Here is a 24391-nt window from a genome sequence, read left to right as displayed (position 1 = left end):
ACCGCGATGGAGGACGACTTTGCCCAGTGGTATACGGACGTGGTCAAACAGGCGGAGCTGGTTGATTACGGAAACGTCCGCGGAACGATGATCATCAAGCCATACGGTTTTGCCATCTGGGAAAATATCCGCGATGAACTGGACAAAAAATTTAAGGAAACGGGCCATTCGAATGTGTATTTTCCATTGTTTATTCCGGAAAGCATGCTGCAGAAGGAAAAAGATCACATTGAAGGATTCGCCCCCGAAGTGGCCTGGGTGACCCACGGCGGGGAGGAAGAGCTGACGGAGCGGATCTGTGTCAGGCCGACCTCGGAAGTGCTGTTCGGTGAGTATTATTCGAAAAACATCCATTCCTACCGTGATTTGCCGAAGCTGTACAACCAGTGGAGCAACGTTGTCCGCTGGGAGAAAACAACCCGTCCGTTTCTGCGTTCACTTGAATTTTTATGGCAGGAAGGGCACACATCCCATGCAACACGTGAAGACGCTGAAGCAGAAACTAAGCAGATGTTCGAAATTTATGCCGATATTTGTGAAAACTATCTCGCCTTCCCTGTCCTGCGCGGGAAAAAGACCGAAAGTGAGAAATTTGCCGGTGCGGATTACACCTTAACGATTGAAAGTCTGATGCACGACGGCAAAGCGCTGCAATCCGGCACTTCACATTATTTGGGTACAGGCTTTGCTGAAGCGTTTGATATTAATTTTCTGGATGAAAACGGCGAGCAAAAACCGGTCCATCAGACATCATGGGGCATGTCCACCCGGATTATGGGGGCACTGATCATGGTGCATGGCGACAACCGCGGACTGGTGATTCCACCACGCATTGCGCCGACGCAGGCGATGATCGTGCCGGTTGCCCAGCATAAAGAAGGCGTTTTGGACAAAGCTTATGATCTGCGTGACCGTCTGCAGAATCTTGTACGGGTCGATATTGACGGTAGTGATAAGAAACCAGGCTGGAAATTTAATGAGTATGAAATGAAAGGCATCCCTGTCCGAATCGAGATGGGGCCGAAAGATATTGAAAAAGACCAGGTCGTGCTTGTCCGCCGCGATACGGGTGATAAGGAATTTGTGCCATTGGCTGAGCTGGAGGAGCGGCTGCCGGCTCTGCTTGAAGAGGTGCAGCGTAATCTCTATGACCAGGCCCAAGAACATCTTGAGGAAACGACCACAACGGCTGTCAACATGGATGAGTTTAAGCAAGCACTGGAGGAGTCACCGGGATTCATCAAAGCCATGTGGTGCGGTGATGAAGCATGTGAAGAGAAAATTAAGGAAGAAACGTCCGCCACATCCCGCTGCATTCCATTTGAGCAGGAAAAAGTTTCGGATACCTGTGTGTGCTGCGGGAGAGAGGCGAAAGAGATGGTTTATTGGGCACGGGCCTATTAGATGAAAAAAATCGGGAGACTGCTTGCAGTTGCCCGATTTTTATGAGCCTGTGATCGATAACACCACCTCTGAGTTTTTACTTTCGAACGTAAGTTAATCCGTATTTAAAAAATCGTTTAAAGCCTGACGATTCTTTTCGAGGTCCAGCTCAAGCACTGCAGCATTAGCAGTACCAATCAAAACACGAGAGTTTCTATACCCATCTTCAATTGGAATACGGAATGTTTCAATTTTGCTATCATCTTTAATGATGCTGGTGGCTATCGATAAAATTAACCTATTTTCCACATTCGTATCGATAAAAGGCTGAATTGTTCCAACCATTTGTGGAAGGTGTGTGATACCATGAAAGCTGATTATATCGTCTGCAAGGATACCCAATACTTTTTGTTGACGTTTTACCCTGCCAAAGTCACTTTCTGCATCATGGCGGAAACGAACGTAGCCCAGAAGTTCTTTGCCATGTAGATTCTGCTCTCCCTGGGAAAGAGAGACATCGATATTTTTTGACATATCTTTCTCAACATCAACGTTAATGCCGTCTGGGAAAACCTTATCGATCACTTTCGTAAAACCTTTAAAGTCAATTTGTGCGTAATATTGAATATCTATATCAAAGTTTTCTTTGATGGTTTTACGCACTAACTCCGGCCCTCCAAAGGCTTCCGCTGCGTTAATTTTGTTCATGCCGTATCCAGGGATGTTAACATAACTGTCCCGCATTATGGAGACAATTTTTGGTGTTTCGGTGTCCTGATTATACTGTGCAATCATAATACTGTCTGATCGAGAGTTTTCCTCCCCTCTGGAGTCAACGCCCATTAATAGTACATTGATATTGCCAAATCTATCTTTCACTCCATGAAATTCAGTATCTGATTGTTGTTCAGAATCCCCGGCATCGGCTTTGGACCCACTTAATGCGGATCTGTATTGAAGATAGGCATATCCAAAAATACTCGAAAAAACCACAAATATAACGGCTAATATTAGGAGAAAAAAATTTCTTTTTCTCCGTTTTCTTTTTCTATTATTGACTGTTACTCTTTTATCATTCATTTTATCTTTACCCTCTTAATAGTTTACTAGCGATACTTGTAATTCCGAAATTTTGTACATGTTCACACTGTATTCCGAACTTTATGGATTTGGCCGTGCATGAACTAATTCGAAGGGAACAAATGTGGGTGCTGAAGTGATGACTGTTTACTTTGAGTAATAATTTCAAAAACTTCTATTGCGCATTTTCTGGTGGCGCTAAGTTTGAACAAGCTGTCGTGTGGGGTCGATCGGAACCTCAATTCAATCCCCTTACATAGTACTTTAATACCATCTATATTATCATATCATAAAAACTCCGAATTTTGTAGCAAGATTACCCCCACTAGACGTATTAAGGTCAATGGTTTAGAAAACCTCTGACCGTTTCATTAAAATGGTGCAATGATTGTAATCGGTATTTTTCCAATACTGGCCAACGAACCATTTGGAAAAATGCTAAGTAAAGTTCACAATTCATCCATGAACCACCCATTCCTGTTGAATATAACGATTTAAAACAGGAAGGCAGTATAAACGAAAATTTTCTGCATTTAATATTAGAAATAATTTGCAAAATCTTGTCATTTTAGATTAAAGTATGTATGATGAATTGGAGCTTTCTTTTGTTCCCGAATTCATATGGTTGTAGACATGAAAGGATAGGTTGATAGAATGAGAAAATTCAAGGTACTGTTTTATTTTGCAGTTCTGCTTTTAGTTGCTTTGGTTTTCACAGCTTGTCAGGATTCTGAGAGCAAAGAAGCGAATAAAGAACACAACGAATCTGCAGTCGAGACTGAAACAGATGAGAATTCATCAGATACGGAAAAAGATGAATCTGAGAACCCAGCGGACACAGATGATATAAAAGAGAGCGAATCTAATCATTCATCTAATGAATCAGAAAACGATGAATCGAATACCACATCCTCAAAGACTAAAGACGAACCTAACGATGAAGATGTCGATTTATCCCAATACTCCTCTGAAGAAATTGAATATGCAAGAATCTGGCACCAACTGGGTCCAAATCCGGAGATCGACAAGTTGTATGTTATCAAAAAATCTGCCGGCACACCGCTTAGACCTAAACACGAAGACGTAAGTGCCACCTATCCTGAAGATGTGATTATGTTGAAGGGCACTCGCATAGTAGATGGAGCCGTCACTTATAGCGGGAACGGGGATGGTACTATCAATGTTTATAAAGTTCCTGCGCGTTGGAATGAAAAGTTGGTTGGTGAAGTGGATAAAGAGGAAATAAAAAATGCCACCGAGGATATTGCTCAAAATACAGACACAGTGGAAATAGAACCATTTGCCAATGAAGAGATCATTAATTACATAGAGAAAATCGAAAGAATTGAAACGGATTAATAAAAAAAGTGGCGGTCTGATTTAAGACATTCGCCACTTTTTACTTGGAATTGCGTTTAGACATCTGTTGTAGTACATTTGGCGCCCTGCTGAACTATTGTGTCCGCCACTGACTTTTAATGTTACGTCGGCAACGGGAGGGTTTGTATGCATAGCGCATTCATGTTGTTATTGTTCCACCAAAACCCGGCGCTTGTCCAAGGGTAATTCGCAGCAACAGCCAAGTCTATTATGTAAACCGTCAATTCCTATTAACATGTATAAAAATAGGGCGCCTTGCAGTTACCTGATTTTTGTTCCGAAAGGCGTATATTTAGGGTGATGAATAAAAAGTCAAAGTCGCAGTAACAGTCTAGTTAAGCTGCACAAAGATGGTTTTTTATCGAACAGATCTAAACTACAAGATGGTTGGATCAGTATGTGGGACATGTAGTGGGATGTTCAACGTGAATGGTTATCCAATAAGCTCTTATAAATGACGAATGATGGAACAAAAAAGCAGTGGCTTATATCGGAAAATTTATCAATATCATACAACCCGCTCACGATCCCTTCCTCCAAGGATAATAAATAATGTCTAAGCCCTTCATGATGCATGTCCGAAACCTTACTCCAGCTGTATGCCCTTTTCTGCATGCCATCATCAGTTTCAACCATAACATAAAGCCTGATATCTCCAGCATATTCCTTGGTGTATACGAGTTTAAATAGTCCCCCGTGTGGCGCCTGTTGAAAATTCAACCTCGTCTCCCCTTCCCTAGGACATTTTTCCTATTTATTAATGTAACAATAATATTCCCAATTTTCAAGTAAATATTTACCAGTATCCTAAATTGAGGGCTGCAAGGTATTCCATATGAGAATGGTCAATGGATCGGTGGCATAAGCGCTGAAATTTATTGGCTTTGGGTGGAAATTAATGACTTTTGGTTCAGGAAAGATTTTAGGGGTCAAGGGTCAGGCGGTCTGATTCTAAACAAAATGGAGACGATTGCCAAAGAGAAGGGTGCAAGAAAAGCGTTATTAACCACATTTGAATTTTAGGTCCGTTCTTTTTATGAAACAAATGGGGATGAAGTCGTCGGTGAGATTAAGGGTTATCCGCCTGGCAGCAGTTTTTATACAATGGTGAAGTCATTTGTTTAGCCGGGCATTATGAATTAATGCTTGGCTACAAACCCAAGGATCCCGCCCATCACGATCTTTTATCCGAAAAATTCACAGACGGAACAGGCAATTTGTAGTAAAATGATTTTAGAAAAGGGGGAGCTTTCCATGGATACCCTATTGAAACAGCTAAAGCGTGCTGGTGTACGCAGCATTAAAAATGATTTTGACATCATGCTGGAACTATCTGATGCCGGACACCACCGTGCCGCCAAGATAGATTCACTTATAAGTGACCTTTTGACCGGATTAGGAAATAGCCGGTTTGAGAAGGTATTGTTTGAATGTTCCGAAGCCATGTTGAATAATTTGCATGAAGTGAAAAAGCAAATGCGAATGACCGGAAAACGTGTAGTCTATACAAAACCGCTCACAAATCCGATTGAAAAAAGCACGGTGCCGTATCACGAGGTCTGTCCCATTACCAGACCGAATGCCATATCGCTTTTATCCGAAGTAATGGGCAGGAGCTTCCGTGACGCAGAGAAGTTCCTAAAGGGCATGAAGACCGAATTGCCGTCACAGGCGGATAATATGTATACGGTTTATATGGTTGATGGCGAGCCAATTGGTGTGGTGCTGCCGCATATCGAACCGGATACAGACAAGGAAGGGCGTATGTTCTGGATAGGTGTTCATCCAGTATTTCGTGGGAAAGGCTACGGCAGGCTGCTGCATCTCATTGGATTATACAGACTGCAGCATGAATTTGGTGCCACATCCTATTATGGTGTAACCAAGGTTGACAACACGCCAATGCAAAACGTTATGTCTGCGAATGGGTGTGTTCGGAATAATGATCCTGTCATATCACTGGCGTTTTCGGTATCGCATGAAGGGCAAATGAATGATAGACATAAGGAGTATTGTTGATGAAACACTTAATCTTGGGGCTGTCTATTGTGATGGTGATTTGCCTGAGCATCGGGATGTACGTTAACCAGGGCCTGGATCAGCCGACGGCACCACAATTGAATCAGCCGAATGATGTGCAGGAGAATGCAACAGGGCCAAATCAGACTGCGCAACCTGAGCAGGAACCATTGCGGCCGGTTAATCGTGATACCATCAGTTATACCTTGCAAAACGACGAGCTGAACATCACGTATAACGGCGGGGACGATTGGATAAAGGTCCCGATTGAGAAAGAATTATTATTTAACGGGGAATACAGAGGTGACGAACAGGAACTGATTGATGGCAGCTATATTTTGACGGAAAATCGTGCAGCGTTCTTATATCAGCAGAGTTCGGTCGCATTAACATATTTCACTGACAAGGGGAAGACATGGCAGGATAGCGTTGTTTCGGAGTCTTTCCCGGAAATGCGGTTCAGGAAAACTGACTTCTTAACGGACCAATTTGGTTATGTGATTGCCTCCGGCGGCCGAACGATGTCACAGGAGTATTCAACTGCTTTCTTAACACAAGATGGCGGTGACACCTGGGGAGCAACAGCAGATCCGCCGACAACACGATTGATTGCAGACGGCGGCTTCCTGGATGCAACGACTGGATTTTTGTCCTATGGAACGATTAACCCCATGGAACCGGATGTTTATGTGACACAGGATGGTGGAGAGAGTTGGGAGAAAGCAGTCTTTCACATTCCGGAAAAGTATCATCAAGTCTTTGTTCAGGCCGATGTTCCCAAAAAAGTGGACAATCATTTATCCGTTTTGGTCAACCAGGGTCCAAATGGGGATTATAAGGGTGGAAAGGTGAAAGGAAAGTTTGTGTCAGAGGATAACGGTTTAACATGGAATTTTTCAACGGAGGTACAGCCTGATGAAACAAAACAGCAGTAAACTGATTAAAATCGTTGGCTGGGCACTGTTACTTTTCGCCGTCGGGTTTTTCTGTCTGCAAATGGGCTATTTAGTTGTGCATGAAAAATATCAGGTAACGTATATTGACGATCGGCTCTTTTTCATCATCAATATGCTTTGTATTATTTGTTTGGCCATAGCGATTCTACTGTTACTTACACTCACGAAAAAATACAAATTCATCGTTTACGGTGTTGCCATTCTGTTTGTCATAGTTAATGGTGTATTGCTTATAGGCAACAGTCGGGACATGAACCATATCCTCAGTGTGTCCCCTGACTGGAAGCATGTTTTATCGATTAAAGAAGATGCGGGGAGTGGGGAGGCCACTTATTACCGGCCTTATTACGGTATTCTGGCCCGCCCCAAAGAACAATTGCCCGATGCAGCAGAGGGTGCGTTTAACGTCGAATGGTTGGCGCATGATATTGCGGCTGTTACTTATGAAGCGGCGGATGAATCGATTCAGCAATTCATCGCGACATATGGTGATCGCGGCAGTGGCCGGTCTTACTACTATGTGGGAGCAGAAATTCACGGACAGTGGCAGGCTGATAATACAGAGGTGGTAAGCGGCACAGAAGGAATTTCGGTTACGGTGGATGGTGAAACAGAAACATTTGGATGGGACAATATGGAGCAGTTTGGCACACTTGCGGTCGTTTTACATAAAAATGACGAAGCCGCTTGGACCCTATCGTTAAATGAAAACTTCGAGGTACATTCCGATTCTTCTGAGCAGACTGTCGGAAATATTCGTTTATACAAAGCAACTATGAAGAACAATCAGCCAATAACACTGGACTATAAAGGGTCAAATTGAAATATGGTCGGAATAGGGTTGAACGGCTATCCTATAACATAATCATTTCCGCTTACTGAACTATTTGCTGCTGAAGATACTTCCTGGTCAAATCGAAATGGTGTTGTTCATGGATGGCTAATAAGTGAATGCTTTGAATAACGTTTGGGTAGTGTGCGATCGGATCCGGATAGTAAATTTGTCCGGCAACACGTTCGTCCATACGGGATAGTTTGTTCTTCAATCTGGCCGTTTCGCTGTCAAGCAGCTGCTGAATATCCGTGAAGTGATATTTCTGACTTACGTTTTTGGGCGGCATTAATACAAAAGGCGCTTTCATCGGCCTTTTCTTCATTTGACTGTATTCCGCATAGATATTATAAGTCTCCGTTTTGTATGGACGCGCCTTGCGCAGATTTGCGTAAAGCGTCATGACCGGGAGATAGAAAGTGGAAAATTTTCTCACTAACCGTACCATCAGCACGAGATGATAAATTGTTTCGCCAACCGACCATTTATCCGGCATTGGCCGCTCCCATGTGTCGTTCACATTTTCCGTGACATACCGATAAAAAGCATCCCGCCGGTGTTCAATCATTTGAAAATAAAATGATAGGTAGTGACTTTTCAAGTGACATCACCTCTGCCATTTTGTCTCTGGATGGTTAGTCCCCAAAAAGGTGTGTTTTTAAAAAATATACCTTAAAAAGCATAAGATATCGTGGTTAATTGGATACAACTAACGCTGTATATGGTATCAAAAATGCCCGAGTGACCTTTTTGGGAGTGAACCTCTCGATTAATCTTACGTAACTTATGGGGAAATTCAGTTATTCATCCGACAAAGTCCATCATAAGCCTCAAAAGCCTCTACTAACAAAAAGGCTGTCCCGGTAATAGTAGGTCAGCCATCCTATGCATGCAGTAATTCTTCAATATCCTGTGCAATGTTTTCGGGTTTTGTCTGTGGTGCGTAGCGTTTAAGCACATTCCCATTTCGGTCGATGAGGAATTTAGTGAAGTTCCACTTGATTTGCCTGGTGACAACCCCTTTGGCCTGGCTAGTCAAATAGGTGAACAACGGGTGTGCACGTTCTCCTTTGACGTCAACCTTACTGAACATCGGAAATGTAACACCGTAATTCCTCCGGCAAAAACCGGCAATTTCGTCATCGGATCCAGGGTCCTGCTGGTTAAACTGGTTGCACGGGAACCCCAGTATAGCGAACCCTTCATCCTTATACGCATCATATAGTTTCTGCAGTCCGTCAAATTGTGGTGTAAAGCCGCATTCACTGGCGGTATTGACAATCAGGAGGACATTTCCTCCAAAATCAGCAAGCGACTTTGCCTCTCCATCTATTGTATGGGCTGAAAATTGATAAATATTAATGATGAGTGCCCCCCTTTTGACTAAACCGTAACAATTCCCCCAAATATTGTCAAAAAATTGAATCATGAGTTTTTGGGGTTATGATACCCACTCAACTTTCGAATCAATAAGCACAAACTGTGAACTGCGGCATAAGTTTGAGAGGTTTCATTTAGTGAGGCTTTCATGCTACGCATATGGAATATACTTCCTTTTCCATTCTTTTCCCGGGGACAGAGCTTCTCACGATGATTTATAGCCAAAATCGGTGTCCTTTTCATCGAGACGGAGCTTCTCACGATGATTTATAGCCAAAATCGGTGTCCTTTTCATCAAGACGGAGCTTCTCACGATGATTTATAACCAAAATCGGTGTCCTTTTCATCGGGACGGGGCTTCTCACGATGATTGAGCCGAACCAACTCCCTTTCACATAGGAAATTCGCTTAATAAACGATAAAAAAAGACCATCCAATGCAACTTACAAAGGGATGGCCTCTTACAGTTTACCTATAATACTTCCTGTTTCGCTTTGCTTTCTTCTTCAATGACTGCCAGTCTGCGGTCAATTTCGTCCTGGGATAAGTTATGCTCCCGAACATACAGGTTGTCCCGGCTCACCCGGCATTCATGGGTACACCCGCGCATAAATTTGTGTTCGTTTTCCTCTGTGCAGATGATCTGTTTGTTGCATGGCGGATTGGCACAGTTGACATAGCGTTCACATGGCTGGCCGTCAAAATAATCTTTTCCGACGACAACATGTTCGTTCTGATTGATCGGAACGGAAATTCTTTGATCAAAGACGTAACATCTGCCGTCCCATAGTTCGCCCTGTACTTCGGAATCCTTGCCATAGGTAACAATTCCGCCATCGAGCTGACCGACATCTTCAATGCCTTCATTCATCAGCCAGCCGGAGAATTTTTCACAACGGATGCCCCCGGTGCAATAGGTTAACACTTTTTTATCTTTCAGCTGATCTTTATTTTCACGGATCCATCCGGGCAGTTCACGAAATGTTTCAATGTCCGGCCGAATTGCACCGCGAAAGTGTCCAAGGTCATATTCGTAATCGTTGCGTGCATCCAGAATGACCGTTTCTTCGTCCTGCATCGCCTGATAAAATTCCTCCGGCGAGAGGAACGCCGCCGTTTTTTCCATTGGGCTCACATTTTCGTCCTCGTTCAGCTTCAGGCTGACAATTTCCGGACGATGCCGCACATGCATTTTTTTAAAAGCGTGTCCATCGTGTTCATCGATTTTGAACGCCATGTCCGCAAATCGCGGATCCTGATGCATGGCTTCCATATATTGTTCTGTTTGTTCGACTGTGCCGGAAACGGTTCCGTTCAGTCCTTCATGTGCCACCATGATGCGCCCTTTCAGTCCAAGATCCTGACAGAATGCCAAATGTTCTTCGGCAAATGTCTCCGGATCGTCCACAGGCACAAATTTATAATAAAGCAGCACTTGGTACATCTGTTTATTTTCCATTTCTATACCACCTACACTTTGTATTTGCAAGATACAAGCAGTGGATTTTCATCTTGCAGAAGAGTATTTTATCATGTTTTGGCCTGTTTTACCAGAAGCAGCACTTTCTGATGGGTTATTTTAACAGATCAAGTTAAAAACCTTGATTGGAAAGCACGAAGCCTTCAAATGAAAGACCAAGCACCAGTTCAAATTGTTGAAACCTGTCTAAAAGGATTCATAAGTTTTTATGGCCTTTTTAGCAAATGTAAAGTGCCATATAAGTCGTTCTTCAATCGATTCTCAAAATAATTTCCCAAACTGCTTGCATTTTGTTCCGTAAAGGAGTAAAGTAGGGTTTAGCAAATGAAATTGAAATTAGTAATACTTTACGATCTCTTTAACAAGTGGTGTAAAAGTATTTATGGTTCAATTACTTTGCACATATTTGCATAAGGAGGTCGTTTTATATGATGACTGGTACAGTAAAATGGTTCAACGCTGAAAAAGGCTTCGGTTTCATTGAGCGCGAAGATGGAGACGATGTGTTCGTTCACTTCTCAGCAATCAATGCTGAAGGCTTCAAAACACTTGAAGATGGTCAAAACGTTGAATTCGAAATCGTTGAAGGCAACCGCGGACCACAGGCTGCTAACGTTACAGCCGTATAATTGACTGTGATTAGAAAAAGGTTTACCTCGTTTGTGAGGTAAACCTTTTTTGTTTAGAATGATAATATCGGTAGATGAGTTCATGCTGCGAAAGGTGGGGGAACAAAAATGGAGAAAGATGATATCGAACAAAAAGTGATTGAAGGCTATCAGCAGGATGAAAAAATGATGATCCTTGTGTATGCTCAGTGGTGCATCAACAACGATCTGGATCCGGAAGCACTATACAGTCATGCATATCCAAACCAAATGAACAACGGATCTTTAAGGGAAGCACTGGAATTAACGGTTTCAAAACAGGAATCCGAGGCCATTCCAGATCAAACAGTGCTTAATGTTTTACAGTTGTTTGGCAATGAAGACCTGGCGTTCGTTGTGCAGGAGCAAATCGTTGACAAAGCCGAGAAAAGCTCTGATAAAAGTAAAAATACCGCTGATTGATGGGTCAACGGACATGATAATCGAACAAAAATTTGCAGATGTAAGGGAGCGGACAGCTGATGGACTGGTACATAAAGCCATTTCAGAACCTGACGAATGATGACTTATATGCGCTGATGAAACTTCGGGTGGAAGTTTTCGTCGTGGAGCAGGAATGCGCATACCCTGAACTGGATGGTTATGATCAGCAGGCCGTCCATTATTTTTTGAAAGATGATCATGACATTGCAGCCAATGTCCGAATTTTGCCGGGGAACACCATATTTGAAGAACCGTCCATAGGCAGGGTCGCGGTTGCTGAAAAGTTCCGGGGCCGTGGTTATGGACGCGAGATTATGCAAAAAGCAATCGACTACATTTCCAATCAATGGCATTCGTCGGAAATTAAGATTGAAGCTCAGGAATATTTAAAAGGTTTTTATTCGGAGTTGGGGTTCCGGCAAGTGTCTGAACCATATCTTGACGACGGGATCGTACACATTAACATGATATGGAAGTAAAAATAAAGTATCATTCATTTGTATCGGCACATAGTATGGTTAGCGATTCATTTTTAGACAATGGAGGCTGACGGCTATGATGACAAATGATCAGCTTAATCAATGTAAAAACGAACTGCTGGAGAGGCAGAATGCGTTAATCCCTCAGGTGCAGGGTCATTTCGGAACCTCACTTGAAATGACAAAACAGTCAATGGATGAACTATCCAATTATGATAACCACCCTGGTGATATGGGTACAGAGATGTTTGAGCGCGAGAAGGATATTGCGCTGAATGAACACGCTGAAAAGGAACTGAAAGATATTAATGCCGCTCTTCACGCGATTGCGGATGGAACGTATGGCATCTGCAGCGAATGCGGGCGCGATATACCGTTCGAGCGGCTGGAAGCTATCCCAACAGCAGACCGCTGTTTTGAACATGCGGAGGATTTGGATAATCTTGCTAAGGCTGATCGGCCGGTGGAAGAAGGTGTCTTCAGCCCGAATATCAATCCGGATGAGATAACCGATGAAGAACAAACGGGTTACGATGCGGAAGATGCCTGGCAGGAAGTGAGCCGCTACGGGACATCGGAGACGGCATCAGATTTTTATGGCGATCGTGACAACTACGATGATATGTATCCGAACAGTGATGAGAACGTCGGAAGTGTTACCGATGAGGAAAGCTTTCTGGCGGCTGACCGTGAAGGGAATTTCACTGGTGTGACGCCGAATCACAAAGAATATGAGGAATAAATGGTATTTGCTGATGAAGGATTCGCTTGAGGTGTGAAACCATAAGCGCCGTGTATCCGTATGGCATCATAAGGAGATGATGAAATTGGAAGATAAACACGGGTGTATCAAATGCGGCAGTACAGATGCCGAGCAGAAGGAAGTCGCCATGACCGGGACAGGCCTATCGAAAATGTTTGATGTGCAAAGTAACCAGTTCATTGTGGTCTGGTGCAAGAACTGCGGATATTCGGAATTCTACAATAAGAAAAGCTCATCAGGCAGTAACATATTTGATTTCTTTTTTGGGTAAGTCCGATCTGGGAGTGGAAGAGCGGTACTGGCTAAAGACGCGCGAAAATCCAGATGTTTGCAGCTAATCCAGCATTCAGATTAACGAAAAATAATCAAATCACATAGGAAAAATGGGCACCAATCCATGCGTGGTTGGTGCCCATTGCTGTGAGGTAAGATCGTATACCATTTTAGCCCAACCACGGTGTCGTTCACTAATCGGAGAAATGAAGACCTGAAGGAAATCATAAATCGTTCGACTAGGTCTTCATCGATGGAATGAAGATTTGAAGACGATCAAAAACCTGTTTTATTCAGTTATGTGATGTAAGCCCGGTTTGCCTGTCAGATAGATAGGAAATAAGCATAAAAAGACTGTCGTTTAGGTGGACGACAGTCTTTTTACTTGATGGAGGATTTAGCTGCGTTCTCAGCCGTTTTTATCGGACTTTTCCATTCCTTTCTTCTAATATCCGCGAAGCATCGTATCCATCATGTTCCCGACAATTGAACTCAGGAATGACTGCGAGAAAAAGGCAAAAGCCAGAATGACGATAATGTACAGCCCCAGAAGTACATAAATGCGATCAAACCCTTCCGCCGGCTGTTCCAATAAGATGAAAGTGGGGGTCAACAATAATAAGCCAAGGATGCTTATCAGAATAAGGATGCCAGCGAGTGCCGATATTCCGATTAAAGAAAATATCAGGCCTACTGCATATAAAAGCAGAAACGGGATTAAATAAGCACCATATTTGGCGATGACATCCGGGAATGTGACGGCCTGAGCAGACAATTTTGCACCGGCAAACGTCAATCCAGCAATCAGGAATTCCAGTAACACAAAGGTAATCAACGGCAGAATGAAACTGTCCAAAATGGAAACATTACTAAAAAATCCTGCCGGGATGGCAGTGAGTATAAAATGGTAGCTCACCGACAATAATAGGGCAAATAAAATGATGGCTATAAGGCTTGAAATCATGTCTGAGTGATTGGCCTTTTTGGCTTCATCCGGATTTTTAACAAGTGTAATAAAAAAGTGCCCGAAGTCGATTGCCTTATTTTTTAGAACTTCCACGAATTCATTGGATGATTCCCCGGTTTCCTTGTCCTGCCCGGGGTTGACGCTTGCTGCAGAGACTTCGTTGTCTCCCGAATATTCTTCCTTTACCTGTTCATGCTCCGGGACGAGTTGCGCCCCGCAGCTGGTGCAGAATTTTCCTTCTTCTGAATACTGACCACACGATGGACATTGCATACCATCACTTCCTTTCTTGATACTTACTTTAAAGGGTTGTTCAAAAAAACTGGTGAAAACAACGCATCGATAAATGATCTTCTGCTGCGAATGCCCACGTCAATCGCCAACCGCAAAAGTCACGCTTCGTTCTCAAAGCTGCCTCGCCTCGAATTTCTCGGTCCTTTTCATCCTTCTTTTTGAACGCTTATTTAAAGTATAATCGTTTTTGGTATATTTTGCATTTCGAAAAGTGTCCATTCTCTATCATAACAAAAAACCTGCAACTGAGTGCAGGTTTTTTGCAAGGGGGCTTTCTATTGTCCCTGTTCGCGTTCAACCAAATCGAGTGAGACGGTTTGTGCTTCGCCGTTTCGGTAAATTTCAAGCTCGACAGTTTCACCGATTTTTGTTTCATTATAGAGGAACTTACGCAAATCCACCAACGAGTTAATCTCATTTCCGTTAATTTTCGTGATCACATCAAATTGCTGCAGGTTCGCTTGCTCAGCAGGTGAGCCTGTTTCGACCTGGGCTATAACCATACCACCTTCCATATCTTTCGGAAGCTGAATCTGGTCACGGTATTGCGGTGGAACCTGTTGAATGGATGCTGTGCTGATGCCAATGTATGGCCGGGCAACACTGCCATCCGATTCAAGCTGCTCGATGATTGGCATGGCTGAGTCGATTGGTATGGCAAATCCGATGCCTTCAACGGCCGTCTGGGCAATCTTCATCGAGTTGATTCCAATTACCTTGCCATCTGAATTGACAAGTGCACCGCCGCTGTTCCCCGGGTTAATGGCAGCATCTGTCTGTATGACTTCTGTTACCCAGTCAGGCTGGCCATCACCGTTCGTATCCGTACTGACGGAACGGTCCATGCCGCTGACGATTCCTCTTGTCAGGGTGTTGGCAAACTCCATCCCAAGCGGGTTGCCAATGGCGACGACGGTTTCGCCTGCTTTCACATCCTCTGAGGCCCCAAGATTAGCAACGGTATCGATTTTGGAGCCGTCAACTTTCAGGACAGCCAAATCACTCAGTTCATCTGAACCGAGAACTTCTGCCTTAATGCGTTCATCATTGTTGAGCGCCACTTCCACTTCCTGAGCGTCGGCGACAACGTGATGGTTGGTAACGACATAGGCATTGCCATCCTCTTTTTTATAAAGAATCCCTGAGCCTGTTCCGGATTTCTGGCTGGGTTCCCAAATATTTGTTTGCTGCATCCTGGTGACCCCAACAACGGCATCTGCTGCTTCATCCATATTTGATGCGGCTTCAGCATTGTCTGATGCAATGGTTTCCGTAACTTCCGGTGATTCTGATGCTTGGTTATTTTCGCTTGAAGCATCGTCGGAAGTGGAGCTGTTGTTATTATCTGGTATAATGTTCGATGTAAACAATAGGACAACGACAATGGCTGAAATAAGACCGCCAGCCAGCCCGCTCAGCAGGTTACCGGATTTTTTCTGTTTTGGTGGTTTTTCAGTTTGTTTCGCTTTTGTATGTTGTCTTGCCGTTTGGGCAATGCCGCCATTCGTTTCCGGTTCTGTATTCTGGATGGACGCGTTTTCCTTTTGTTCCTCGTTATCATGATTCATATTGTCATTTTGATGATTCTGATTGTCATCCATGAATATCTCACCTCTTCTGCGTTATGATGATTACAAGTTTCATTATAGCCATAACGTTTGGTAGTATTTTGGTACGGATATGGCAAAAGTGTGTAATTCTATTCAGGGTATTCCCGTTTTCGCGTACGAACAATCATAAAGATCAAATAATGGAGGAATCGCTTATGACGAACCATATTGGTGTCGTGGAAGATGATGCGAATATCCAAAACATTGTTTCAGCCTATTTGAAAAAAGAAGGCTTTTATGTCACGGTGATGGATTCGGCTGAGAAAGCCTGGGAATTGTGGGAAACCCGGCAACCGGACATGTGGCTGCTTGATATTATGCTTCCTGGGATGGACGGCTATGAATTTTGTAAAAAAATTCGGCAGGAAAGCGATGTCCCGATTATTATCATTTCAGCAAAAGATGATGAAATTGATAAAATCCTTGGGCTTGAATTGGGCGGTGATGATTATTTAACTAAACCGTTCAGCCCCCGCGAACTTGTGGCGCGTGTCAAGCGTGTGCTCAAGCGTACCAGCCATTCCGTACAGGATACACCACATGACCGGATTAAGGCGGGCAATCTGCTAATTCACGAGAATGATCGCCGGATTTTTTGGAATGGTGAGGAACAGGATATGACTACCAAGGAATTTGATATGCTTCTGTTGCTTGCCAGAAACATCAACAGGGCCTTTTCTCGCGAGGAATTACTCATCAAAATCTGGGGAGAAGACTACTTCGGCAGTGATCGTGCTGTCGACGATCTGGTTAAACGGCTTCGCAAAAAATTGGTCGATATTCCATTGGAAACCGTATGGGGATATGGTTATCGGCTGCGCGGTGAAGAGGAATAACGATGAAACTGCAGTCACAGTTAAATGTAGCGTTCACGGCGCTCTTACTGGTCATTCTTGCTGTTACAGGCTATGTCATTTACTCCATGATACTTGAGATGCTGATCGACAATGAAAAAACGGAATTGCAGCAAAAAGGTGAATTGCTTGTTGATGTACTGAACGAACAATACCGGCCACAGGGGAATGTACAGGACTTCGGCGGTTTTTTGGAAGATCAGGACCTGCAGCTGTTTCTATACGACCGCAGACAAAATCAGGTCCTCATGTCAACGATGCCGGAGCAGTATGTGAAAGGATTTTCAGCCAATGATTATTTTGCAGAAACCCGTGAGGATTTATGGGAAGCGGGAAACAGTAAATTTGTCACATCACGTATTTTAATTTACCCAGAGCAAACTAGTCTTGAGCTGATTTTACTGACCCCGTTAACGGATTTACAAGTCATACAGCAGGATTTTTTCAGACGGTTGATTCTTGTGTTTCTCATCGGTACCATAGCTGCTGTTTTTCTTAGTTATTTGCTGACCAATAAGTTAGTGACGCCGCTCACAAAATTGAAAAAGCAGCTGAAGAAGATTGAAAACCGTCAGTTCGATAAAATCGAACGCGTGAAGGCAACAGGCGAAATAAAAGAGGTCGAGCAAGGTGTCTACGATATGGCGACTGAACTGAACCGGTACATGAAATCACAGCAGGCGTTTTTCCAAAATGCCAGTCATGAACTGAAAACGCCGCTCATGACGATACAAGGGTATGCGGAAGGCATCCGTGATAACGTTTTTGATGACGACGATAAGGAAAAAGGTCTTGAGATGATGGTAACCGAGGTGAACCGTCTGAAAAAAATCATTAATGAAATGATCCTGCTCGCGAAACTGGACAGTGAGCAGACGGAATATCAGCCAGCGCGGATTAAGGGTTCCGAATTGATTGATCAGGTTTTGGGTCGGGCGTTTCCGCTGGTCAGTGAAAATGATATTAGTCTGGAACACGTCGTGGATGAACAAAGTGTCTTTTTCGCTGATCAGGAAAAGTTGCTGCGCGCTCTACTGAATCTCACTTTTAACGCCATTCGCCATGCTCATTCGCGTGTAGAGATTACCGTGAAACATAAAACAATCATGGTTGAAGATGATGGAGAAGGTGTTTCAGAGGACCTCATTCCACATATATTCCACCGATTTGTAAAAGGTAAGACTGGCGAAACAGGACTTGGGCTAGCAATCGCTCGAGCCATTATCGAGCAGTCCGGCGGGAAGATCATGGTGGAGAAGTCCGAACTTGGCGGGGCAAAATTTGTAATTATTTTTCCTGAGTAAACATTTGTGTTATACTAGTATAGTTTGAGCCATCCTGAAACAAATGAGGAGCGTACGTTTATGCAATTAAGAGAAGATATCCGCAACATAGCCATTATCGCCCACGTTGACCATGGCAAGACAACACTTGTTGATCAGATGCTGAAATATTCGGGGACTTTCCGCGAACATGAACAAGTGGATGAGCGCGCCATGGACACGAACGATATTGAACGTGAACGCGGAATTACCATTTTGTCGAAAAATACGGCAATCAAATATGAGGACACAGCGATTAATATCCTTGATACCCCAGGTCACGCCGATTTTGGCGGTGAAGTGGAACGGATTATGAAAATGGTTGATGGTGTTCTGCTGGTAGTCGATGCTTATGAAGGCTGTATGCCGCAGACACGATTTGTCCTGAAAAAAGCACTTGAGCAAAAGCTAACACCGATTGTTGTGCTTAACAAAATCGATCGTCCGAACGCCCGGCCGAATGAAGTCATCGACGAGGTGCTGGACTTATTTATCGAACTGGGTGCAGATGATGAACAACTGGAATTCCCGGTCATTTATGCATCCGCAATAAATGGTACTTCAGGTGAGGAGCCCGATGAACAGACAGAAACAATGGACCCGGTATTTACAACGATATTGGATCACATTCCTGCACCGAAAGATACATCAGGTGAACCGCTGCAATTCCAGATTACACTGCTGGATTACAACGATTATCTAGGCCGGATTGGAATCGGACGTGTTGTCCGCGGAGAAATCAGTGTCGGGCAGCAGGTGGTAGTCCTGAAAAAAGACGGATCGCAAAAAACGTTCCGCATTAGTAAATTATTCGGGTTCATCGGACTGAAGCGGGTCGAAATTCAGGAAGCAAAAGCCGGTGACATTGTGGCGATTGCTGGTATGGATGATATCAATGTCGGTGAAACGATCTGCCCGAGGGATCACCCTGAAGGACTGCCATGGCTCCGTATTGACGAGCCGACGCTGCAAATGACATTTTTGACCAATAACAGCCCGTTTGCCGGCCGTGAAGGCAGCTATATCACATCCAGACAAATTGAAGAACGCCTGTTGAAACAGCTCGAAACCGACGTCAGCCTGCGTGTAGAACCAACCAATTCTCCGGATGCCTGGACCGTCTCAGGACGTGGGGAATTGCATCTTTCCATTTTAATTGAAAACATGCGGCGTGAAGGATTCGAATTGCAATTGTCGAAGCCTCAAGTCATCATTAAAGAAATCGATGGCGTTCAATGTGAGCCGGTGGAGCGTGTCCAAATTGACGTTCCGGAAGATTATACCGGTCCGGTTATGGAATCGCTCGGTTCGCGCAAAGGAGAAATGCTTGACATGGCGAACCAGAACAATGGTCAAGTGCGCATTGAATTTAAAGTGCCATCTCGCGGCATGATCGGCTATGCAACAGAATTCATGTCTCTGACGCGTGGTTATGGTATCCTGAACCATACGTTTGATGCCTATGAACCAGTCGCAAAAGGCCCTGTTGGCGAACGTCGTGAAGGGGTTCTCGTTTCACTGGAAGATGGGAAGGCTTCGACATATGGAATTATGCAGCTCGAGGACCGCGGTATGATTTTTGTTGAACCAGGGACTGAGATTTATGCTGGTATGATCGTCGGGGAACATAATCGTGATAACGACCTGACCGTGAACATCACAAAGGAGAAACATTTAACCAATGTTCGCTCCGCTACGAAAGACCAGACAGCCGTCATCCGAAAAACGCGTGACTTATCCCTTGAAGAAGCGATCGAATATATCGATGACGATGAGTATTGTGAAGTGACACCGGAAACGATCCGCCTTCGCAAAAAGATATTGAATAAAAATGAACGTGAAAAAGCATCCAAAAAAACGAAAATGGGTTAATGATTGAACCGGTAATGGCCGCAAGAGCTGTTACCGGTTTTTTTAATAAGATGTGATGTTACGGTGAATGATTTGCGGGAGATGATTGGAATTTACAAAAAGATGGAATATCAATAGAAGTGGGAAAATATCAGAAGAAACCCCTTTGGCGAACAAACTATTCTTCCTTATATGTTATGCTTCTTTTAGTTAAAGGAAGTTTTAAAATAAGGCCAAGGCAGGTGCCAGCAATTGAGAAGGTTGTTCAAACGATTAATTTTTCTACTCAAATTTCATAAATCGATTCCTTTTGTGATAGACTTTTTCCGTTCATCACAAGTGAAAGGAACGACAAAACTTTTATATGTCGTCCTGGTAATCGGCTATATCCTCATTCCGTTTGACCTGATCCCGGATTTTTTCTATTTATTCGGGTTCTTTGATGATATTACAGTCGCAGCCTTTCTTTTGCAGCGGATGGTGAAAGTGGCACCGGAATCATTGAAGGAAAAACATCATTTCCAGTAAATGCTGACAGGACCGGGATGCCTTAACACCCCGGTCCTGTTTACTGCTGTTTATCATTTTTATCATTTGGTATATATTTCGTAAAGTATACGGCAAACATTAAACAAACCACTGCTATACCCCATGAAGCAATCCCGCTCCAATAAAGATCCACACCCATGCCAATAATCAAAACGATGCCAGTTATGAGGATAAATATGGCAGTTAAATGACGTTTCATGATTTCTACACCTCGGATATTCGGGTATACGCTCTTACTTCAATTATAATACATGTTTCAATCATATGCTGGTAAAGCAGTTTAGTGTCCGGCAACATCCCGTTTGGTGAAAAATACCCATGAAACGGTCAGAAAAATGACGTAATAAACCGCTAATACCGTGATGGAAAATCCGAGGCTCATGCCATCAAACATCGGTGATCCATTGATATATTGATTCATGTTGGTATTGGCAAACAGAATATATTTTGCCCAGTTGTAATCAGAGAAGAAGCCGACAATCGCATTTCCGGACAGCATCAGGAAAATGGCAATTCCGATCGCAAGCGAACTCTGCCGGAAAATGGCCGAAATCATAAAGGCGAACGTGGCCATCATCACAAGTGTCACAAGCTGCAATCCATAGCCTTGAACAATTTGTCCGATAACGGAAACATAGGCATAGCCGTCACTCTGGTTGACCACGATATGCGGATCCATTCCATTGATACCAAAAAATATTGCGCCGATGATCCATGAAAAAATCAGGACAAAAAGAAGCGTGAACAACGCAAATAATAATACCGAGACATACTTGGATGCCAGAATTTTTGTCCGGGTAATTGGGCGGATCAGCAATAGTTTAATGGTGCCCCATTTGAATTCATTGGCGACAATCCCTGCCGCGACGATGATCGTCAAGAGGCTTACCAGTGAAAGCAGGAATTTGTTTTCCATGACAAACTGCCATGTATCGTATGGTGCAGGCTGGATGTCATTGTCAAGATAATAATTATTCTTTTCAATTTGGCCTGTATAGGCGCCTTGCATCATCTCGTCTTGTTCCATCTTTTTCTGCATACTGGCATTGTCGTCTTGCAGTGTCTGCCGCCAGTCGTCATCATGTGCTGCCTGATATGTCGGTGTATTTTCCACACCGAAGTTGGACAGAAAAGCCACTCCCACGATCAGTACGGCCATCAGAATATACATGATCCACGTCGACTTACGGATGTATAATTTAAATTGTTCATTCATTAATAGCTGAAAAAAGTTACTCAATCGTATTCTCCCCAATCAAATCAAAGAATTTATCCTCCAGTGTTGATGTCGTGACCGTCACCTGGTAAATCCGGATATTTTGCTTCACAAACGTTTCAATAATGTCTGGTATTCTATCCCGCTCGGCTTGGATAAGCAACGTATCACGACCGGATGCTTTAATGCCAAAATCCTCCGTTAAGATGTTAACCGCTTCTTGTATGGGTGTCACCTCCAGTTGTACTTCAACAACAGTCGTCTGCTCCGTCGCCGCATTCACATCCTGTATGGCGACCATTTCCCCATTTTTGATCAGGCCGATTCGGTCACACATTAATTCGATTTCAGAAAGCAAATGACTGGAAATGATCACAGCAACATTTTCCTCTTCTGCCAGCTTTCGTATGTACTGACGGATTTCACGAATTCCAGCCGGATCCAATCCATTGGTCGGCTCATCTAAAATAAGAACAGATGGCTGATGCAGTATGGCTTGAGCAATGCCTAACCGCTGGCGCATCCCTAAAGAATATTTTCCGGCTTTTTCGTTAATCGCCTTTTCCAGTCCGACAAGTTTAACGACCTCTTGGATACGCTCTTTCGTGACCTTTGGCATCATGCGGGCATAGTGAGTTAAATTCTGCTTCCCGGTCATGAACGGGTACATCTCCGGATTCTCGACAATCGCGCCAACTTCCCGGATGGCATCTTTAAAGTCTGATTTGATACTGTTGCCAAGTATCCGTACATCACCACCTGACAGTCCCATCAATCCGACCATCATACGTATAGTCGTCGTCTTGCCGGCACCATTGGGACCGATGAACCCAAACACTTCCCCTTTATGAATATTGAAAGTCAGGCCTTTAATAATGTCTTTGTTTCCGATGACTTTTTTGACATCGATTAGTTCCATTGCTGTATCTGACATGATAAATCCTCCATTTCATTAACTATTTTGTAATACGTAAAAACCACAGAAAAGTTTCAGCCGTTCAGGTCCATTATGTCGAATGCTGGCTTTCTCCGTCGATATATTCCATTAAGTCACCGGGCTGGCAATCCAAAGCCTGACACAATGCATCTAGTGTTGTGAAGCGGATAGCCTTGCCTTTTTCATTTTTAAGGATGGACAGATTGGCAGGTGTAATATCGACTAATTCAGAGAGTTTATTTAGTGACATTTTACGCTTGGCCATCATAACATCAAGATTTATTCGGATCATTGCAGCCCTCCTGTTTCATCATATTGTTTGCTTGTTTTCTTCAACCGCACTGACAGCTGTCTTAAGAGCTGACGCGATAAACATAAGCACAAATCCAGTGATGATGAAATCAGCATAAGCGATATTTGAAAAAGCAATCGATGCATTGGAAATATCAAGCGCCGTCACAGCTTTTGAGAGTAGCAGGCCATCTGTATATGTAGTGGCTGATCCCAGAACAAGACATGTCAGTCCTATACCGAAAAGAAGTGAGACGTTTTCATGCATAAACAGCCCTTCTTTATAAATATTTTTCAGGAATTTGTACATGAGCCATAGGAACGCAAGCGCAAACAGAAACAAGGTGATATTGGAAATGAAATACAGCACCATAAAGGATTTATCTGTATAAAGATCAGGTTGCTGATAAAAGTCAAGCGTCATATAACCATATATCGGGTTGAATTCTCCCAACGATTGCGTGAAGGAACTGTCCGGCCACCAGATATAGGAAACATTTGCTACGATGGTGAATAAGCCTGTTAAAAGCACAAAATAAAACAATAGTAAACTAAGAAGGGATGAGATCTTAAATAGAATGTTGAGACTCATTGGTACACTCCTTGTCAGCTGAAATATACAATTCACATAGAATTATGTGGAGCAATTATTATATTACCATATTTAATTTATATTATTCAATGTTTTTTTATTGATTATCAATAAAATTATATTAAAAAGTGGTTTGCACACGAGGGGGGACCCATCAGCGATCCGAAACATCAGCGGGAGAAGGGCGGATATCAACGGTAGAGGCGCAGATATCAATGGTAGGAGCGTGAACATCGAGGGAAGGGGCGCGACTATCGATGGTGGAGGGGCCGATATCAGTGGTAGGGATACGGCTATCGAGGGTAAAGGGGCGGGTATCAACGGTGGAGGCGCAGATATCAATGGTAGGAGCGTGAACATCGAGGGAAGGGGCACGACTATCAACGGTGGGAGCGTGAACATCAACGGTGGGCACGACTATCAACGGTAAAAAGGTGAACATCAACGGTAGAGAGGTGGATATCAACGGTAGGAGCGTGAACATCAACGGCAGTAGGGCGATTATCAACGGTAAAGGCATGAACATCAACGGTAGGGGCGCAGACATCAACGGTAAACCCTCAAATATCAACGGTAGAGCTAAACATCCGCTCGAGAAGGTGTAATTATCAAGAACCTTGTTCATGAACACTGATCTGCACTAAACTTCATCTTAAAAAACTATAATATGTGTAAAATAATTCTCGGGGCCACCTGAGGCAATTTTCTAGTCAAAAAAGAGAAGGCACTCTATCATAAATGTATGCTTTGACGGGCAAATACATTTCGAAAGAGGCCTTCTCATGGAAACTA

28 protein-coding genes are annotated in these 24391 nt (G+C 43.5%); 16 read left to right on the top strand and 12 right to left on the bottom strand.

The window, feature by feature from the left end; all coding sequences use genetic code 11:
* The first annotated feature begins 6 nt into the window (after positions 1-6).
* Complete coding sequence (gene proS, locus E4U82_RS12875) at positions 7-1404, top strand: proline--tRNA ligase (protein WP_245183584.1); 1398 nt, start codon at positions 7-9, stop codon at positions 1402-1404.
* 93 nt (positions 1405-1497) lie between these two features.
* On the opposite strand, the gene E4U82_RS12870 is transcribed toward proS, so the two are convergent.
* On the bottom strand, positions 1498-2463 hold the full coding sequence (locus E4U82_RS12870; RefSeq protein ID WP_135110577.1) for an LCP family protein: 966 nt from the start codon (positions 2461-2463) through the stop codon (positions 1498-1500).
* Positions 2464-3117: 654 nt separating this feature from the next.
* On the opposite strand from E4U82_RS12870, the gene E4U82_RS12865 reads away from it, so the two are divergent.
* On the top strand, positions 3118-3822 hold the full coding sequence (locus E4U82_RS12865) for a hypothetical protein (protein ID WP_135110576.1): 705 nt from the start codon (positions 3118-3120) through the stop codon (positions 3820-3822).
* A 441-nt stretch (positions 3823-4263) separates the two neighbouring features.
* Here E4U82_RS12865 and E4U82_RS12860 read toward each other — a convergent pair whose 3' ends face one another.
* Positions 4264-4563 carry a hypothetical protein gene (locus tag E4U82_RS12860; protein WP_135110575.1) on the bottom strand — a complete coding sequence of 100 codons (300 nt, stop codon included), beginning with the start codon at positions 4561-4563 and terminating at the stop codon, positions 4264-4266.
* Positions 4564-4662: 99 nt separating this feature from the next.
* Between E4U82_RS12860 and E4U82_RS20330 the strand changes: the two genes are divergently transcribed.
* The 4 genes from E4U82_RS20330 (at position 4663) to E4U82_RS12840 (ending at position 7641) form a co-directional block, all read left to right on the top strand.
* Entirely contained in the window at positions 4663-4866 is a 204-nt protein-coding gene (locus tag E4U82_RS20330) for a GNAT family N-acetyltransferase (protein ID WP_342447740.1), read from the top strand.
* A 231-nt stretch (positions 4867-5097) separates the two neighbouring features.
* Positions 5098-5862 (top strand): GNAT family N-acetyltransferase, encoded by a 765-nt coding sequence (locus E4U82_RS12850; RefSeq protein WP_135110574.1) that lies wholly within the window; start codon positions 5098-5100, stop codon positions 5860-5862.
* Positions 5862-6797 carry a WD40/YVTN/BNR-like repeat-containing protein gene (locus E4U82_RS12845; protein ID WP_135110573.1) on the top strand — a complete coding sequence of 312 codons (936 nt, stop codon included), beginning with the start codon at positions 5862-5864 and terminating at the stop codon, positions 6795-6797. Before E4U82_RS12850 ends, E4U82_RS12845 begins: the two co-directional genes overlap by 1 nt.
* A complete protein-coding gene (locus tag E4U82_RS12840) occupies positions 6778-7641 on the top strand; it encodes a hypothetical protein (RefSeq protein ID WP_135110572.1) in 864 nt (287 codons plus the stop codon). Before E4U82_RS12845 ends, E4U82_RS12840 begins: the two co-directional genes overlap by 20 nt.
* 52 nt (positions 7642-7693) lie before the next feature.
* Here E4U82_RS12840 and E4U82_RS12835 read toward each other — a convergent pair whose 3' ends face one another.
* The 3 genes from E4U82_RS12835 to trhO all read right to left on the bottom strand — a co-directional run bounded on the left by E4U82_RS12835 (position 7694) and on the right by trhO (position 10489).
* Positions 7694-8251 (bottom strand): DinB family protein, encoded by a 558-nt coding sequence (locus tag E4U82_RS12835; protein ID WP_135110571.1) that lies wholly within the window; start codon positions 8249-8251, stop codon positions 7694-7696.
* A gap of 282 nt (positions 8252-8533) precedes the next feature.
* On the bottom strand, positions 8534-9013 hold the full coding sequence (locus E4U82_RS12830; RefSeq protein ID WP_209300573.1) for a glutathione peroxidase: 480 nt from the start codon (positions 9011-9013) through the stop codon (positions 8534-8536).
* Positions 9014-9502: 489 nt separating this feature from the next.
* Positions 9503-10489, bottom strand: a complete 987-nt coding sequence (trhO, locus tag E4U82_RS12825; RefSeq protein ID WP_135110570.1) for an oxygen-dependent tRNA uridine(34) hydroxylase TrhO — start codon at positions 10487-10489, stop codon at positions 9503-9505.
* A 449-nt stretch (positions 10490-10938) separates the two neighbouring features.
* Here trhO and E4U82_RS12820 point away from each other — a divergent pair, with 449 nt between their 5' ends.
* From E4U82_RS12820 to E4U82_RS12800, 5 genes are all read left to right on the top strand, one after another.
* On the top strand, positions 10939-11139 hold the full coding sequence (locus E4U82_RS12820) for a cold shock domain-containing protein (RefSeq protein WP_209300571.1): 201 nt from the start codon (positions 10939-10941) through the stop codon (positions 11137-11139).
* Between the two features lie 108 nt (positions 11140-11247).
* Positions 11248-11580 carry a hypothetical protein gene (locus E4U82_RS12815; protein ID WP_135110569.1) on the top strand — a complete coding sequence of 111 codons (333 nt, stop codon included), beginning with the start codon at positions 11248-11250 and terminating at the stop codon, positions 11578-11580.
* A gap of 59 nt (positions 11581-11639) precedes the next feature.
* Positions 11640-12080 (top strand): GNAT family N-acetyltransferase, encoded by a 441-nt coding sequence (locus E4U82_RS12810; RefSeq protein WP_135110568.1) that lies wholly within the window; start codon positions 11640-11642, stop codon positions 12078-12080.
* A gap of 76 nt (positions 12081-12156) precedes the next feature.
* Positions 12157-12822, top strand: a complete 666-nt coding sequence (locus E4U82_RS12805) for a TraR/DksA C4-type zinc finger protein (protein WP_135110567.1) — start codon at positions 12157-12159, stop codon at positions 12820-12822.
* An 85-nt stretch (positions 12823-12907) separates the two neighbouring features.
* On the top strand, positions 12908-13114 hold the full coding sequence (locus E4U82_RS12800; RefSeq protein WP_425339526.1) for a zinc ribbon domain-containing protein: 207 nt from the start codon (positions 12908-12910) through the stop codon (positions 13112-13114).
* Positions 13115-13561: 447 nt separating this feature from the next.
* On the opposite strand, the gene E4U82_RS12795 is transcribed toward E4U82_RS12800, so the two are convergent.
* Both E4U82_RS12795 and E4U82_RS12790 read right to left on the bottom strand, forming a co-directional pair.
* A complete protein-coding gene (locus E4U82_RS12795; protein ID WP_135110565.1) occupies positions 13562-14356 on the bottom strand; it encodes a zinc ribbon domain-containing protein in 795 nt (264 codons plus the stop codon).
* Between the two features lie 296 nt (positions 14357-14652).
* The gene (locus tag E4U82_RS12790) at positions 14653-15978 is read right to left on the bottom strand and encodes a S1C family serine protease (RefSeq protein ID WP_135110564.1); all 1326 of its coding nucleotides are present in this window, start codon (positions 15976-15978) and stop codon (positions 14653-14655) included.
* 164 nt (positions 15979-16142) lie between these two features.
* Here E4U82_RS12790 and E4U82_RS12785 point away from each other — a divergent pair, with 164 nt between their 5' ends.
* The 4 genes from E4U82_RS12785 (at position 16143) to E4U82_RS12770 (ending at position 20542) form a co-directional block, all read left to right on the top strand.
* Positions 16143-16823, top strand: coding sequence for a response regulator transcription factor (locus E4U82_RS12785; protein WP_135110563.1), 681 nt, complete (start codon positions 16143-16145; stop codon positions 16821-16823).
* Between the two features lie 2 nt (positions 16824-16825).
* Complete coding sequence (locus tag E4U82_RS12780; RefSeq protein ID WP_135110562.1) at positions 16826-18145, top strand: sensor histidine kinase; 1320 nt, start codon at positions 16826-16828, stop codon at positions 18143-18145.
* 60 nt (positions 18146-18205) lie between these two features.
* Positions 18206-20035 (top strand): translational GTPase TypA, encoded by a 1830-nt coding sequence (typA, locus tag E4U82_RS12775; protein ID WP_135110561.1) that lies wholly within the window; start codon positions 18206-18208, stop codon positions 20033-20035.
* A 231-nt stretch (positions 20036-20266) separates the two neighbouring features.
* Positions 20267-20542, top strand: coding sequence for a YkvA family protein (locus E4U82_RS12770; protein ID WP_135110560.1), 276 nt, complete (start codon positions 20267-20269; stop codon positions 20540-20542).
* Positions 20543-20582: 40 nt separating this feature from the next.
* On the opposite strand, the gene E4U82_RS12765 is transcribed toward E4U82_RS12770, so the two are convergent.
* From E4U82_RS12765 to E4U82_RS12745, 5 genes are all read right to left on the bottom strand, one after another.
* On the bottom strand, positions 20583-20762 hold the full coding sequence (locus E4U82_RS12765) for a hypothetical protein (RefSeq protein ID WP_135110559.1): 180 nt from the start codon (positions 20760-20762) through the stop codon (positions 20583-20585).
* Between the two features lie 81 nt (positions 20763-20843).
* Positions 20844-21803 (bottom strand): ABC transporter permease, encoded by a 960-nt coding sequence (locus E4U82_RS12760; protein ID WP_135110558.1) that lies wholly within the window; start codon positions 21801-21803, stop codon positions 20844-20846.
* Entirely contained in the window at positions 21796-22713 is a 918-nt protein-coding gene (locus tag E4U82_RS12755) for an ABC transporter ATP-binding protein (protein ID WP_135110557.1), read from the bottom strand. Before E4U82_RS12755 ends, E4U82_RS12760 begins: the two co-directional genes overlap by 8 nt.
* A gap of 73 nt (positions 22714-22786) precedes the next feature.
* The gene (locus E4U82_RS12750) at positions 22787-23008 is read right to left on the bottom strand and encodes a helix-turn-helix domain-containing protein (protein ID WP_135110556.1); all 222 of its coding nucleotides are present in this window, start codon (positions 23006-23008) and stop codon (positions 22787-22789) included.
* Between the two features lie 18 nt (positions 23009-23026).
* A complete protein-coding gene (locus E4U82_RS12745; protein WP_135110555.1) occupies positions 23027-23599 on the bottom strand; it encodes a DUF2975 domain-containing protein in 573 nt (190 codons plus the stop codon).
* Between the two features lie 407 nt (positions 23600-24006).
* Between E4U82_RS12745 and E4U82_RS12740 the strand changes: the two genes are divergently transcribed.
* Positions 24007-24204 carry a hypothetical protein gene (locus tag E4U82_RS12740; RefSeq protein ID WP_135110554.1) on the top strand — a complete coding sequence of 66 codons (198 nt, stop codon included), beginning with the start codon at positions 24007-24009 and terminating at the stop codon, positions 24202-24204.
* The last annotated feature ends 187 nt before the right edge of the window (positions 24205-24391 follow it).

This window comes from Lentibacillus salicampi, from assembly GCF_004565465.1.
Lineage (GTDB): Bacteria > Bacillota > Bacilli > Bacillales > Amphibacillaceae > Lentibacillus > Lentibacillus salicampi.
This window is presented reverse-complemented; position numbering and strand designations above follow the sequence as displayed.